Source organism: Plectonema radiosum NIES-515 (assembly GCF_025753815.1).
GTDB lineage: Bacteria > Cyanobacteriota > Cyanobacteriia > Cyanobacteriales > Nostocaceae > Hassallia > Hassallia radiosum_A.
On the sequence record NZ_JAOWRF010000152.1, the window covers coordinates 14,668 to 29,237 of the forward strand.

At 38.2% G+C, this 14,570-nt stretch carries 13 protein-coding genes; 8 read left to right on the top strand and 5 right to left on the bottom strand.

Features of this window, described 5'->3' with window-relative positions; translation table 11 throughout:
* Positions 1 to 58: 58 nt before the first annotated feature.
* Positions 59 to 991, bottom strand: coding sequence for a glycosyltransferase (locus OGM63_RS10030; RefSeq protein ID WP_263745372.1), 933 nt, complete (start codon positions 989 to 991; stop codon positions 59 to 61).
* 1,100 nt (positions 992 to 2,091) lie between these two features.
* Here OGM63_RS10030 and hepC point away from each other — a divergent pair.
* From hepC to OGM63_RS10065, 7 genes are all read left to right on the top strand, one after another.
* The gene (gene hepC / locus OGM63_RS10035) at positions 2,092 to 2,919 is read left to right on the top strand and encodes a heterocyst development glycosyltransferase HepC (protein WP_263745373.1); all 828 of its coding nucleotides are present in this window, start codon (positions 2,092 to 2,094) and stop codon (positions 2,917 to 2,919) included.
* 64 nt (positions 2,920 to 2,983) lie between these two features.
* Entirely contained in the window at positions 2,984 to 3,913 is a 930-nt protein-coding gene (locus tag OGM63_RS10040) for a phytanoyl-CoA dioxygenase family protein (protein WP_263745374.1), read from the top strand.
* Between the two features lie 23 nt (positions 3,914 to 3,936).
* Positions 3,937 to 4,731 carry a class I SAM-dependent methyltransferase gene (locus OGM63_RS10045; protein WP_263745375.1) on the top strand — a complete coding sequence of 265 codons (795 nt, stop codon included), beginning with the start codon at positions 3,937 to 3,939 and terminating at the stop codon, positions 4,729 to 4,731.
* On the top strand, positions 4,728 to 5,981 hold the full coding sequence (locus OGM63_RS10050) for a glycosyltransferase family 4 protein (RefSeq protein ID WP_263745376.1): 1,254 nt from the start codon (positions 4,728 to 4,730) through the stop codon (positions 5,979 to 5,981). Before OGM63_RS10045 ends, OGM63_RS10050 begins: the two co-directional genes overlap by 4 nt.
* Before the next feature lie 13 nt (positions 5,982 to 5,994).
* A complete protein-coding gene (locus OGM63_RS10055; RefSeq protein WP_263745377.1) occupies positions 5,995 to 7,113 on the top strand; it encodes a hypothetical protein in 1,119 nt (372 codons plus the stop codon).
* A gap of 162 nt (positions 7,114 to 7,275) precedes the next feature.
* On the top strand, positions 7,276 to 8,136 hold the full coding sequence (locus OGM63_RS10060; protein ID WP_263745378.1) for a glycosyltransferase family 2 protein: 861 nt from the start codon (positions 7,276 to 7,278) through the stop codon (positions 8,134 to 8,136).
* 111 nt (positions 8,137 to 8,247) lie between these two features.
* Entirely contained in the window at positions 8,248 to 9,324 is a 1,077-nt protein-coding gene (locus OGM63_RS10065) for a glycosyltransferase family 4 protein (RefSeq protein ID WP_263745379.1), read from the top strand.
* A gap of 94 nt (positions 9,325 to 9,418) precedes the next feature.
* On the opposite strand, the gene OGM63_RS10070 is transcribed toward OGM63_RS10065, so the two are convergent.
* From OGM63_RS10070 to dnaK, 3 genes are all read right to left on the bottom strand, one after another.
* Complete coding sequence (locus OGM63_RS10070) at positions 9,419 to 10,378, bottom strand: ribonuclease Z (protein WP_263745380.1); 960 nt, start codon at positions 10,376 to 10,378, stop codon at positions 9,419 to 9,421.
* Between the two features lie 122 nt (positions 10,379 to 10,500).
* Positions 10,501 to 11,199 (bottom strand): acetoacetate decarboxylase family protein, encoded by a 699-nt coding sequence (locus OGM63_RS10075; protein ID WP_263745381.1) that lies wholly within the window; start codon positions 11,197 to 11,199, stop codon positions 10,501 to 10,503.
* A gap of 136 nt (positions 11,200 to 11,335) precedes the next feature.
* On the bottom strand, positions 11,336 to 13,243 hold the full coding sequence (gene dnaK / locus OGM63_RS10080; protein WP_263745382.1) for a molecular chaperone DnaK: 1,908 nt from the start codon (positions 13,241 to 13,243) through the stop codon (positions 11,336 to 11,338).
* A 100-nt stretch (positions 13,244 to 13,343) separates the two neighbouring features.
* Between dnaK and OGM63_RS10085 the strand changes: the two genes are divergently transcribed.
* Positions 13,344 to 13,523 (top strand): hypothetical protein, encoded by a 180-nt coding sequence (locus tag OGM63_RS10085; protein ID WP_263745383.1) that lies wholly within the window; start codon positions 13,344 to 13,346, stop codon positions 13,521 to 13,523.
* Between the two features lie 168 nt (positions 13,524 to 13,691).
* On the opposite strand, the gene OGM63_RS10090 is transcribed toward OGM63_RS10085, so the two are convergent.
* Positions 13,692 to 14,138 (bottom strand): hypothetical protein, encoded by a 447-nt coding sequence (locus OGM63_RS10090; protein ID WP_263745384.1) that lies wholly within the window; start codon positions 14,136 to 14,138, stop codon positions 13,692 to 13,694.
* Positions 14,139 to 14,570 lie beyond the last annotated feature (432 nt).

Genomic DNA, 14,570 nt, shown 5'->3' on the forward strand with positions numbered 1-14,570 from the left:
TCTCTAATTTTTTGAGGTTTTATTATCAACTATTCAGCAGAAAAAATCATAGTAGTTTTTAACTTATTCGCTTGACAGAAACAAAGTTACTTTCTCGACTGTGAGGTATTGCTGATGTCTGGAATTGCAGTGCTGATTTGAATTTTGAATTAAAATTTAGCAACCAGATAACTACCTGCCACCGTTTTTTATATGGTCTGTATTTGGCAAAAAACTTAAGTGCTGAAATCATGTGCAGCAGCGTTAAGTAGTTCAACTTTGAATTAGTGCTTACCCGCTGGTACAAATGTAGTGCGATCGCTTGGGGTTCAAATAAAACTCTATACCCATTTTGCCATGCATCTACACACAAACTCACATCTTCAAAATATAAGAAAAACCGTTCATCAAACAAACCATACCGCGCTACATACTCTCCCGATACCACCAGAAATGCTCCTATTGCCCAGTTGATTTCTACAACTTTTTCAGGTGCAGGCATTTTCGCATAGTAGTAATCAAAGGGATGCAGTAAACTTTGCAATTCCCCCCCCAATAAATGCTTGAGTAATAAGTAGGTAAAAGTGGGAAATCGCCGAATCGAGGGTTGAACTGAACGGTCGAGATAAAGTAGTTTTGGACAAACAATCGCAATATCTTTAGCTGAACTCAAAGTTGCCGATAGTTGAGTAATTACCTCAGGTTTAAATGTCACGTCAGGATTAACTAAAACATACATATTGCTTGGTGAAGCTTCTACTGCTCTATTGTTAGCTTTACCAAACCCCAAGTTTTGCTCACCCTTAATACCGATAAACGTCTTTGGATATCTTTTGGCAAAATCATCGATAATTTGCAAAGAGCTATCCTCAGAAGCGTTATCGTAGACTACAACTTTCCCTGTATCGGGATAGTACGTCTCAACTGCTGTTAAGCAAGATTCAATTGCACCCCGCAAACTTTTGCCAGAGTTGTAAGAAACTATTACAAACGTTACATCAGTTTTAATCATCCTAGAAACCCCCCTTTATGTGAACCCGATTATATGTCTCAACAACAATTATTTTCTCAATTATTTCTACAGCCAATATGCAAAAACTTTCTTGGTTAAATTCTCATTTAAAAAGCACAAATTCAATTTTACTTTAGCTAAAAATTCTAACATTAATTACCAGTACATCCAACCTGAGAATATAGCCTCTATCTGAACATATACTCAAAAAATATCAGTGCGTTTAGCAATAAATAATACAATAAATCTCAGTTGTTTTTGGTAAAAAGTATTTTTAATTAATATTAAAATTTAATAATTTGAGTATATCTTTAGGTGTCATTATTAGCAAATTATCTACTAGTTATATTATGATTTTTTATACAATGTCAATCAAATATTTTTTGGATCGTAATTTTTGTGTAGTACAAACTTTCGCAGAAAAACGATACAGGTATAAAACATAACTATAATAAAAAAAGGGATATTGTTAGCTGATAGCGATCGCTACTGAATTATTACCACCCCTTCCTCTGACACAGCAAAAGTTAAACATCTACTGTTGAATAACAAAGTAAAAATTGACTTAATAATTACAAGTAGTAGCTACAAGTTAATTGAATTATTTTTATACACTAAATTTAAGTAAAACAACTTGAATAACCTTCTTGAGTCTCTGACAAAAATAAAGATTTTGTAAATTTTGCGAGAATTTACGGAACACGAGTTGACTTCTTCGTATATATGAACTTATTATTTTTTAAAGATATATTTTGTATCTCCATCATCCAAGTGACTCTGTAATCACTCTAATCTGCGTTGCAAGAAAAATTTTCTGAGTTGACTAGGCAGATTTTTGGGGTTTTTCAACTGGGGACTGGGAGTTGAAAAAAAGTTGTCCACTCATTTGCCGGAATTTTTTGAATGTGTGTGCTGATATCTTTGCTTTGACTTCAAAGCAGGCATTTTTGTCACCAGATTGAGTGATATACCATCAAAAACAACTTGTGTATCTAGGCTCATTTAAAATGACACCAGATGTCAACAACTTACTCACCAAATTATGGCTAATTTCCATCAAGAAAACGTACCTTAATACATAGTACTTAACTATACAGACTGTGAATGAAAAACTTTTAGAATCGGATTACCAAGTTATTAGTGCCGAAGGATATGTTTCTAAGCATTCAAGACAAATTTATCCGAGCTACAAAATCAAATTGCGACTTGGGCAACTGCTAGTTAGACAAGGAAGTATAGCTCAAGAACTTCATCTGCTGTCTTCTCGAAACGAACAGTTTTTAGCTGAGTGGTTGCAATATTGTCCCGCACATTTGGTTCGGATAGATCCAGTTTTCGGTGAATGCAAACTGAAAACATGGGCAAAGCTTTGCTATGCTGTTGACAAAAAGATATTTTTGTGGATACCACGACATCGGGAACTACCTGAATATCGTCATCCGATTCTTTGGTTGCTGAAGCGATCGCTCGATTGGATTATTGCCTTTGTATTGTTGATTATACTCAGTCCTGTTTTAGGAGCGATCGCACTAAAAAGTCTCTACTTAAAAAAACCCATCTTTGCCGAAGAATGGTGCGTCGGCAAACAAGGCAAACTTTTCCTTCTTTATAACTTTCAAGATTTGCAACAGCCTGATTATAGCAGTAAGCAATTGTCCCGAAAATTTGGGATGCGTAAGTATAATTTAAAAAAGTTGCCCCAGTTATTTAATGTACTCAAAGGTGATATGAGCTTAGTGGGACGACAGCCAATAATGTTGCATGATGCTATTAAAATTGGCTCAGAAAGCAAGAATTTGTTGAATGCCTTGCCTGGTATCACAGGAGCGTGGCAATTGAAAGAGAAAATTGATAACTGCGATCAAAGCTACATAAAATATTGGTCTTTATCGCAAGATTTAAAGATTTTACTGCTGACGATATTTTAAAGCGGGAATTTTTCGGGTGCATTTTCTTTTATTGATAGTATCGAAGTATTATGGGAGATAAATTATGTCAGTGTCTTTTCTACCACATCAAACCAAAGATATTAATAATTATTACGAAGAGTATGGATATGTTGTTGTCAAAAACGTAATATCAAATGAGCAAATTGACTTCTTCGCTAAAGGCTACCACACTTTAAAAAACTCTAAAAATTATTATTTTCTCTCTCAAGATACGAACCGAATAGAAAAGTTGGTAGTTAACGAACAAAATTTTATAGAACACTCTATTCTCGATCCAATCGACTTAAGTTTTCCAAAATATTTTCAACAATCCGCATTAAATATAGTAGCTTCTAATTCTGTTTCTCAGTTGTTAAATATCTTGACATGTCGCAAAAAACATACTATATGGCAGACCATGTTTTTTGATAAATCTACTGGTACTGTTCCTCACCACGATCATTACTATCTTGACACCGATCCACCGGGTAATTTAATAGCCTGCTGGTTTGCACTTGAGACAATTCACGCAGATGCAGGACCTTTTTTTGTGATTCCCAAAAGTCATAAAGTACTTTTAATTCCCAGAAATTCGGATGTTTCCGAGTTCAGCGATCACGAAGATTTTGTCAACAACATACAAGAATTAATTCAAGAGCAAAATTACTCTTTACAACCAATGTTATTAGAAAAAGGCTCTGTTTTATTCTGGCATCCTTTTTTAATTCATGGGGCTTTCAAAAATATTAACCCAGAATATTCAAGAAAGTCTTTTACTGCACATTATTTGCCAGAAGGTTATGGGAGATTAGGAAAAAATTTGCCTGCAACTGTAAGTTCATTCAATCCAGAAATTCTAGTTTGGGAAAAAAGTTTGCTGGATCGTGCGAAAGCTAGAGTTAGACATATACGTTACTGGGCAAAATTCAAGTTAAGACTCAGCGACAAGCGTCCGAAAATGGAAATGCGTTCATCTCAATATTCAGATTTGTAAGTATTTTATTCAGAACATCAACAATGAAACTAATCGATGTCGCAAAAAAAGCTCTGAAAAATTTCGGATATCATAAATTAGGTAAATGCAATATATGCGGCAACATCACAATTTTTGTTTGTATTGATTCAAATAATGCTCGCAACAATATGTACTGTCTTTTTTGTCGGAGTTCATCACGCAAAAGACACGTAATTAAAGTACTTCTTAAAGAAGTTATTAAAACTGACTCAACCCTTGCCAATATTTTTAAGACACAGGAAATAAATATTTATAATGCTGATGTAAATGACGCTATTTCTCAAGTATTACAAAACTATCCCTTATACACTTGTTCTAGCTTTTCTCCAGACATTAAACCCGGAACTGAAATTAGGAAAGGTGTATTTTGTCAAGATTTAGAAAATTTAACCTTTGCAAATGAGTCATTTGATGCTGTCATGACTGAAGATGTATTTGAACATGTCAGACATCATGAAAAGGGATTTCGTGAAGTTCATCGGATTTTAAAATTGGGTGGTTATCATATTTTTACGATTCCTTGCAACTTCGATCAAACTACTATTGTTCGTGTAGATACTTCGGGTGAAAAAGATGTTCATATTTTACCACCTGAGTATCATGGGGATAAAATTCGCGGTCAGATTTTGGCATATAGAACATTTGGAATTGATATTTTTGATTTTTTGAAATCGATTGGATTTCAAACCAGAGTAGATTTCTCTAGCTATCTTGATAAAGATATGGGAATATTTGATAGCTACGTTTTCTGTTCTCAAAAAGTATTGAACAATATAAATGAAGGTATTTGGCAATGAATCCTTTAATTATTAGTACTTTTGATGTGAATGGGGGAGCTGCTCGTGCCGCATTTCGTCTACACAAAGGTCTAAGGGGGATGAATGTTGATTCCCGAATGTTAGTTCAGTACAAATCTAACGACGATCAAACAGTAATTGGTTCACAAAATAAATTAGAAAAGTGGATTAATCAAATGCGACCCACTTTAGATAACTTACCACTTGCTTTTTATCCTAAAGATAATTATGCTACTTTTTCGCCACAATGGTTTCCTGACTTAATTGATGATAAAATAAAGCAAATATCTCCAGATATCATTAATATTCATTGGATTTGTGGCTACCTTCAAATTGAGAGCATTACCAAATTTACTCAGCCGTTAATTTGGACTCTTCATGATATGTGGGCTTTTACAGGAGGATGCCAATATAGTTTAGATTGCGATCGCTATCTCAATTCTTGTGGTGCATGTATTCAACTTCACTCTCAAAAAGAGCAGGATCTATCCCGATGGGTGTGGGAACGCAAAGCTAAAGCATGGAAGCATCTCAACTTGACAATTGTCACACCGAGTCAATGGTTAGCTGACTGTGTTCGCAAAAGTTTTTTATTACAAAACTATCCCGTAGAAGTCATCCCCAACGGTATTGATATTCAAAGGTATAAACCAATTAACCGTTCCATAGCAAGAGAATGGCTGAATCTTCCTCAAGATAAGCAATTAATTCTTTTTGGTGCTGCGTCAACTAGTCAACCAAGAAAGGGGTTTCACTTACTAAAGTTAGCTTTACAAAGCTTAAGTCAAACTGGGCTACAAGACAATCTAGAATTAGTTGTATTTGGGGCTTCCCAACCAACGGAGCAAAGCAACTTTGGCTTTAAGTGTCACTATTTGGGAAACTTCAACGATGATGTCTCCCTGGCTCTGGTATACGCAGCTGCGGATGTTTTTGTTGCACCGTCAACTCAAGATAATTTGCCGAATACTGTGATGGAAGCGCTAGCTTGCGGTACTCCCTGCGTCGGCTTTGATATTGGCGGGATGCCTGATATGATTGAACATCAGCGCAACGGTTATTTGGCTAAACCAATTGATGTGGAAAGTTTAGCTGCTGGTATCGACTGGGTGCTGTCAGATAGCGATCGCTCTTTATGTTTGCAACAACGTGCTCGTGAAAAAGTCGAACAAGAATTCTCTTTAGAACTGCAAGCTCAACGTTACTCCAAACTATTTGCAAAAGTTCTCAGCACACTCTCAATTAAATAGTAGAGGCAACAAAGTGAATCTTAACGCAAACATCATAAAAGGAGAAAAAAATTACTTTTTTTATGGACTCATCCTCTACAGCATAGTTGCAATATATATCATTCCTTACGAACTACAACTGCCACATGTAAAAGTCGCTCTACCTTTGTTAACGATAATTTTACTTTGGCAACTCTATTATTACAGAAGCAAGCTGCGAAATATCGATATTCTCGCTGTTTGCTTGATAATTATAGAAACTTTTCTCAATTTTTCCAGCTATCACTTATTTAGATATAGTTTGCCAATTTGTCTGATGGCAATAGGCTTTAGTGGTTCTCCACCTATTAAAATTAAAAGAAGCTATCTAGTAGGCTTGTGTTGGTTTACAAATGCAGCAATGATTTATCAAATGGCTGTATATAGATTAGTCCAGTTTGATGGAAGTAAAAGAATAACTTTAAGTGTTGGAGATCCAAATATCTCCGGATTATTCATGCTGCTCTTCTTTTTCCTTTGCGTTAAAATCAAGTTTAAGCCGGGTATCATTATCGCTTTAGTTTCTACGTTACTTTTTGCTAGCAGAAATTATTTCTTCACTCTGATATTTTTCTTTTTAATTAGAATTTTTGAAAAAGGATTTACAAAAATAGCCAGTCGGATGAATTTTGTTATATTATTTATTATATCTAATTTTATTGGTATTTTCGTCGGAGAATACTTTTTAAACAATGTCGAAGTTGGCATTGGCTATAATACAGATTCAAGTCGGTTATTTTCTTTTAATGATAAATCTAATTTACTCAGATTTGAAGCCAATAGATTGTTAATTCAATCTTATTCTAATAATTTGGATTTAGCTTTAAAAGGCTATGGGGCTGATTATGAATCTGTCTTTAGACCGATTGGTGCTATTATCCATAATTCCTTTCTGGAGGTGATTGCATATACTGGTCTTCCCCTTGGTATTCTTTATTTCTTTGTTATTTTAAGAGTAGTTAGCGGATACTACAAACCAGAAAATTTTAAATTTATTTTCCCATATTTATTTTTCTGTCTTTTCCTGCACACCGGACTACAAGGACTTAGCCCTTTTCTTTTCGTCAGCATTCTAGCGATGTCAGTTGAAGATGATACTAGAAGTATATTTTAGATTGCCCTCAGACTGGAAGTCTGGGGCTACACAAGCCAAGTCCACCTGCGCGGACTATGGAAAATTAAGGGTTTCAGCCCACAGAGGTGGGCTTTGTTTGTATAGCCTCACCCTTCCAGGGTGTAGGTGCAAAATATTAGTTAATATACTTTTATATATACTATGTCAATACCTCTAAAAATATCTATCATTTCACCAAGTTTTAACTCAGAAAAAACTATTGAAAAAACAATATTAAGTGTTGTTTCTCAGCAAAAAAACTGTCATCTGGAATATATTATTATTGATGGTGGTTCTACAGATAGAACCTGTGAAATTATCAACAAATATATCAACTCTATAAATCTATTTATTTCTGAGGCAGATGCAGGTGCTTACGATGCTATAAATAAAGGAATTAGCCTTGCAACCGGAGACATAATAGGTATTATAAATTCTGACGATTGGTATCAAAATGACGCAATTAAGATAGTAGAGCAAATATTTAGCAACTACTTAGATATTGATGTACTTTACTCTCCTATAGACAACTACTTTGAAGGAGAATATGTTGCCACTTTTTCACCTGGGGACTTAGATAAATTACCAATCAGATTTACATTAAACCATCCATCATGCTTTATCAAAAAATCGGCATATGATTTGGTTGGTTTATATGACTTACAATATAAAATTGCTGCGGATTATGATTTGATTCTGCGTTTATTTATTTCGGGTTTTAAGTTTCATTATATTGATACTCCCCTTGCAGCTTACTCTCTGAATGGGATGAGTTCTGCTGCTAATTTCTTGGAGAGAGCAAAGTTAATTAAAGAGTGCTGGAGAATAAGTAAGCAAACTACAAGATATCAGGGAGAAAATTTAGATTATCAACGTAATCAAGCTTATCTAAGATGGGTTTTAAATGAAGTATTTGCTATTCCTGCGAGGTATTTTCTTAAACCACCAACGGCAAGAAAAGTAAAAACTTTTATTAACAAATATATCAAAAAGCCAGTTTCGGATGACTACGGTAAGTGGTAATGATATCATATTAAATTGCCTATATTGTTGTAGAGACGTAGCAATGCTACGTCTCTACAAAGTTTGAGAATTTTTTATTATGGTTGATTTGCGCTCCCATCATATGATTCTATGTCAAAGATTTTATTTATTTCGGCTCATGCACCCACAAATGAGTACCCGCAAGCTGGGCAAAAAATAGCGTTTAAAAATCTCGAAGAGTATGCGAGTTATGGTATAGTTGATGTAGTAGTTATAGCTAATCAAGCCGAAATAATTGCGGGAAAAGATTTAAGAGAAAAATATAGCGATCGCCTTTACACTCATCCCCTTTTCAAACTAAACAAAATTAGCGCTTGCTTAACTTATTTTCAGATACCTTTTAAGTTCTCTTCACGTCGGCAAACAGCAGTTATCAAAAAGCTGCAAGAATTACTCAAACAAAATACATACGATATAATTCACTTTGAATATTCTCATGCTGCGGTGTATCTAGACTTGATCGAGCCGCAAATTAATTCAAAGCAAACTAAAACTATAATCAGTATACATGATGTTGTCTCTCAATCCTTTTTAAGAAAGGCAGAGAATAACTTGATTTTAGGTATTGAAGTAGCAAGAATTTTTCATTATGAAAAAACTCTTTACTCCACAGCAAATGAGTTATGGGTTCTATCTCAAAAAGACCGCGATATTTTGACTTCTTTGTTTAGTATTCCTCAAGAAAGAATTATTGTCAAACCTCCCCAACTTAGTAACTTTATTTATCAAGTCAAGCGTCATCCAGAAAAAATCGAGAAAAAAAGCTTATTATTTTGGGCAGCGATGAGTAGACCAGAAAATGAACAAGCTATTCTCACATTTGTGGAGAATTGCTTTTCTAAATTGCGGCAAAAAGACCCAGAATTTAAACTTTATATTGTCGGTTCTAGTCCAACTAAGAAAGTTTTGGCACTGAAGAGTGATAATATTATAGTAACTGGATTTGCCCTTGACCCTACCGCATTTTTTGAGAAAGCTGAGATAGGTATTGTTCCTTTACTAAAAGGGGCTGGAATTAAACTAAAAACTCTGGAAATGTTAGAAGCGGGTTTACCTGTTATTAGCACTAGTGTAGGCGCAGAAGGTGTATACTTGACAGGAAAAAAATTGGTGGTCAATGATAACTTTGATGAATGGGTTAATTTGATATCATGTCCCCTTAATTAACATTAATAAAAACATTTTAACCGTCGTAAAGACGTTCCGCCGGAACGTCTCTACAACATGTGTGATTATGCCTGATTGATATGATTTGATAAATTCAAACTCCTGCCTTAATTAACTCTACTTCCCGGCGTCTGGGTACTTGATAGGTGAAAAAATCATAAGCCATGTCTGTCTTCGGAAAAATAGCACGGGCTTCTAGAAGCAGATCCTTTAACTCTACGGAATTTCCCGGAGCGTAGCGGGGACTAAAATGAGTCATAATCAGTCGATGTGCCCCTGCACCTAAAGCTGTTTGCGCTGCCATTGTAGTTGTCGAGTGCAACCGTTGAAAAGCCATGTCTGCGTCTTGATGGGCAAAAGTAGCTTCATGAATTAACACATCTGCATCGTGTGCTAATTCCACCGCACCATCACAAAAAACTGTGTCAGTACAATAAGCAATTTTGCGTCCAATTTCTGTCGGTCCACACAATTGATTGCCGTCAATAACTCGTCCATCGCTCAGGGTAACAGTTTCACCCCGCTTGAGTTGACCGTAAATTCGACCGGCAGGAATTTGCAATTCTTTCGCTTTTTCGATATCAAAGCGTCCGGAACGGTCTTTTTCGACGACGCGGTAGCCGAAAGCGGGAATGCGGTGTTGCAAAAGACCGCAGCTAACGGTAAATTCATCGTCTTCGTAAATTATCCCCGGACGGACAACGTGAACTTTTAAGGGGTAAGAAAAGTGAGTGTGAGAGTAGCGGGAGGCAGCTTGCAAATATTCATTCAATCCCGGTGGACCATAAATATCAATTCGGTCTACATTGCCGGCTAAACCGCAAGTAGCCAGAAGACCCATTAAACCAAAAATGTGATCCCCGTGCATGTGAGTGATAAAAATTCGGGAGAGTTGGCTGATTTTTAACTCACTCCGTATAATTTGATGCTGAGTACCTTCACCACAATCAAATAACCACATTTCCGCCCTTTGTGGTAATCTCAGAGCAACGCTAGAAACATTGCGCGATCGCGTGGGTACACCAGAACTCGTCCCTAAAAATGTTATCTGCACTACGTTATGCCTGCCTTCCTATTACTGAATTTGGTTGGCGCTACATATCCTATAGTGGCACGTTTCACTCAAATATGTTAATTGTGACTGGGGATTGGGGACTAGGGACTGGGAAAAATAAGTCAGGAATGAGCGCAAAAACTCTCTAAAACTCTTATCCCTTGGCGTCCTTGGCGCCCTTGGCGGTTCGTTATTTTTTCTCGCACAACATGGGGCGCCGCAACCTGCAAACTCATCTCCTCGCACCTCACCGTTAAAAAAGGCTGACCTAAATTAATCCCCGCAAAAGGACTTTCAGCAGGAACTTCTAACCTAGAGCCAATCAAACCCAAGCGAGACTCAAATTGGGCGCCAAACATCAACAAATCATGACCCATCGTACTAAAAGCAGAACCGCCTAACCACTGTCGCCAAGCCAAGCTTTGTTGCTTATATTCAAGACTACATAAAATCTTCTTACCCTGACGAACAATAACACGTTTATGATCTTCCCAGGTAAACTCAGCCATTTCCTTTGGAAGTCCCCAAATCTCTCGACCACCAGCCACAGAATCAGGATTATCTACATAAATATGCGAAACCCAACCACCGAATTTACCTTGATAACTAACCATTGCGGGGGCGACAATTAACTCACTGTATTCCAACACCGAACCCGCACCGTAATCAGATACATATACCACACTTAAAGTTTTCCCAGGCAATACAGAAATAATATTTAACTCAGAGGGGATAAGCGATCGCACTTTGTCAACATCGACTAAATGCACAGTTGAGATAGCGTAGCCTTTTAGCATCCAAGGTGCTTGTGGATATCCCACTTTTTCTCTCCTTCTTTCCTTTGCGTCTCTGCGGCTTTGCGTGAGCTTTTCATACTTCTAACCATGAATTAATTAACAAATAAAAATAACCACCCAAGGATAGACCTTGGATGGTTTTGTTATTAGCGATTAGCTATTACTTAGATTCAGTGAAATCAGCATCAATCACATCATCACCGCTGCCGCTACCAGAAGAGGTAGAACCAGCGCCATCTTGAGGTTCAGCACCTCCAGTAGCACCACCACCTTGTTGATAAAGATTACTACCAACAGCAAATAGCGCTTGTTGTAATTCTGGCATCAGCTTCTTGATTTGCTCGTCGTCTTCTTTAGAGACAGCATCTCGCAAGTCTTTTACCAAACCTTCAACTTTGGTTTTGTCAGCTTCGGGAACTTTATCGCCTAATTCTTGCAACTGCTTCTCAGCTTGGTATGACAACGAATCGGCTTGGTTCTTGCGTTCAATTTTCTCACGACGGTCTTTGTCAGTAGAAGCATTTTGTTCAGCTTCTCTGACCATCCGCTCAACATCGGTTTTGTCGAGGGTAGAAGCGCCTGTAATGCTGATAGACTGCTCCTTACCAGTGCCTTTGTCTTTAGCGGTAACGTTGAGAATACCGTTAGCATCAATGTCAAAGGTAACTTCAATTTGAGGTACACCGCGAGGTGCTGGGGGAATACCATCAAGTCGGAAGGTTCCCAAACTCTTATTATCGTTGGACATCTCCCGTTCCCCTTGGAGGACGTGAATTTCCACGTTGGTTTGACCATCCACGGCAGTAGAGAAGACTTCCGATTTCTTGGTAGGAATGGTGGTGTTGCGAGGGATAATCTTAGTCATCACACCGCCTAAGGTTTCTACACCCAAAGACAAAGGTGATACATCTAACAACAGAATGCCCGTGACATCACCAGCAAGCACACCCGCTTGAATAGCAGCACCAACGGCTACAACTTCATCGGGGTTAACGGTTTGGTTAGGTTCTTTACCCAAAACAGTTTTCACCACCTGTTGCACGGCGGGAATGCGGGTAGAACCACCAACTAAGACGACTTCATCAATATCGGTTTTGCTTAATTTAGCATCACGCAGCGCATTTTCAACAGGAATGCGGCAGCGATCGATTAAGTCGGAACACAGTTCTTCAAACTTAGCGCGAGTCAACGTCATCTCCAGGTGCTTGGGACCATCCTGGGTAGCGGTGATAAATGGCAAGTTGATTTCTGCTTGGCTGACGCTAGAAAGTTCAATTTTTGCCTTTTCTGCGGCTTCTGTCAAACGTTGTAAAGCTTGTCTGTCTTTACGGAGTTCGACACCTTCGTCTTTTTTGAATTGGTCGGCTAAATAGTCAACGATTTTTTTATCGAAGTCGTCACCACCAAGGTGAGTATCACCAGATGTCGCTAGTACTTCAAATACACCGTCACCCACTTCCAGGACAGACACGTCGAAAGTACCACCACCAAGGTCAAATACTAAAATGGTTTCGTTACTTTTTTTGTCAAATCCGTATGCTAGTGAAGCTGCGGTAGGTTCGTTGATAATCCGCAGAACTTCGACCCCGGCAATTTTACCAGCATCTTTGGTGGCTTGGCGTTGCGAGTCGTTGAAGTAAGCGGGAACGGTAATTACAGCTTGGGTGACAGTTTCACCAAGATATTTACTTGCGTCTTCAACTAGTTTGCGAAGAACTTGGGCAGAAATTTCTTCTGGTGCAAATGCTTTGTTCAGTCCGGGACATTCTATTTTGACGTTGCCGCTGCTGCTGACGATTTTGTAAGAAACTTCAGTAGTTTCTTTGGTTACTTCGTCGTAACGGCGTCCGATGAAGCGTTTCACCGAGTAAAAGGTGTTTTCCGGGTTCATCACCGCTTGACGCTTGGCAATTTGTCCAACCAAGCGATCGCCATTTTTGGCAAATGCTACCACACTAGGCGTTGTCCGAAATCCTTCTGCGTTGGCAATAACTGTGGGTTTACCACCTTCCATCACTGCGACGCAGGAGTTTGTCGTACCTAAGTCAATTCCTACTACTTTTGCCATTTTAAGTGCTGGCTCCGTATAACTACAAACGAATGAAAATGAATGGGAGAATTAGTACTAAATTTTGAACCAACTGGGTTAAGAGAACAGCTAGTTCAGCATGAATACCTTTTTTTGGGAATCCTTGGGGGTTTTAATCCCAGGCTATGCTGATATATATACTGAGCCTGTGCAGGCAGTCTATGAAGGAGGGTTTCCCGAACCTTGTTTAGGACGGTTGCTTCAAAGCTGGTCTAATCGGCTCATTGATTTATTTGCTCTCACTTCGTCTAATGTATGAGAATAAGTACTTTCAGTAATTAGGGTGAACCGTAACTATCTAGTGGTGTTTGCCGTCTTTAAGTCTGGTTAGGGTTGATTTTTAGTGGTTATTTGCTTTAAACACATATCGTCACGGTGTTTAAAGGTAAACAATCATGATATTCGCTAGTTATAATCGCCAATATATTTACTGTGTGTGAAATTCAGCACTAGGAATAAACCCCGTCTCTTTCAGCAGAAGCCGTAGTTTTGCGCGATCGAGTTTCGTGTCCTTGTTGTTATTTCCCCACATATCAGCAAAGAAGTCTTGCATCAGCGTAATGATGCTGCGGTATTTGACGATGCTGGCAACATAGAACTCGTCTAACTTCATCACCCCGTCAGCATGTATCTGCTCAATGTTGTCGAGTAATATCGACCCCACCTCATAAGGCTGTAAGCCTTCTTTTATGCCATATTTTTCCATTATCCTGCGTTTATCGTTCTCCGAACATGAATAATAGGACGGTCGAATCAGGTGTCCAAAATTCCGCAGGACTTCTCCGTAGTCGTAAAATGTGTTCTGCTCAAAGAAAGACTCTTCATCTGAAGTCAAGGCAAAGCTCTTGTCAAGTACCAAACCAAAATCGGTCAAATATATCTGCTCACCGTCGGTCAGGACGTTGCGAAAATGCGCGTCGAAGTGGATGATTTTCTTCGTCCTCAAAAAGTCAATCGTCGTGCGTAAGTCATCCAGGGGTTTCTGGAGTTTGTTGGGATTTTCTTGCAGCCATGTTTCCAGAATATGCGGTATGTACTCTTTGACACTCCCCGCGATAAATCGACGGGGATTCTTGGTTCAACGAGACCACTTAAACTAGGTTCCTTACGTTACCTAGCCCAGAGGTGGGACTCTCCCCAAGCGTAACTTTGGGTATGCCCTACCCTAGTTGCATTGCTGCAAGTTCTGTTTAACTGAAACGATTTGTTTCAAAATTCACCAGTCGTCTAGTTCCTATGAATCTTTTACCTACTGCTAGGAGGAAACTAGAACAATGCAGTAGAACCAACAAGATTCAATTGTCAA

Bases quoted from the DNA above. Each gene is read 5' to 3' on its own strand.
- OGM63_RS10065 (WP_263745379.1), top strand. From the start codon at position 8,248: ATGTCAAAGATTTTATTTATTTCGGCTCATGCACCCACAAATGAGTAC.
- OGM63_RS10040 (WP_263745374.1), top strand. From the start codon at position 2,984: ATGTCAGTGTCTTTTCTACCACATCAAACCAAAGATATTAATAATTAT.
- dnaK (WP_263745382.1), bottom strand. From the start codon at position 13,243: ATGGCAAAAGTAGTAGGAATTGACTTAGGTACGACAAACTCCTGCGTC.
- OGM63_RS10045 (WP_263745375.1), top strand. From the start codon at position 3,937: ATGAAACTAATCGATGTCGCAAAAAAAGCTCTGAAAAATTTCGGATAT.
- OGM63_RS10050 (WP_263745376.1), top strand. From the start codon at position 4,728: ATGAATCCTTTAATTATTAGTACTTTTGATGTGAATGGGGGAGCTGCT.
- OGM63_RS10085 (WP_263745383.1), top strand. From the start codon at position 13,344: ATGAATACCTTTTTTTGGGAATCCTTGGGGGTTTTAATCCCAGGCTAT.
- OGM63_RS10030 (WP_263745372.1), bottom strand. From the start codon at position 991: ATGATTAAAACTGATGTAACGTTTGTAATAGTTTCTTACAACTCTGGC.
- OGM63_RS10060 (WP_263745378.1), top strand. From the start codon at position 7,276: ATGTCAATACCTCTAAAAATATCTATCATTTCACCAAGTTTTAACTCA.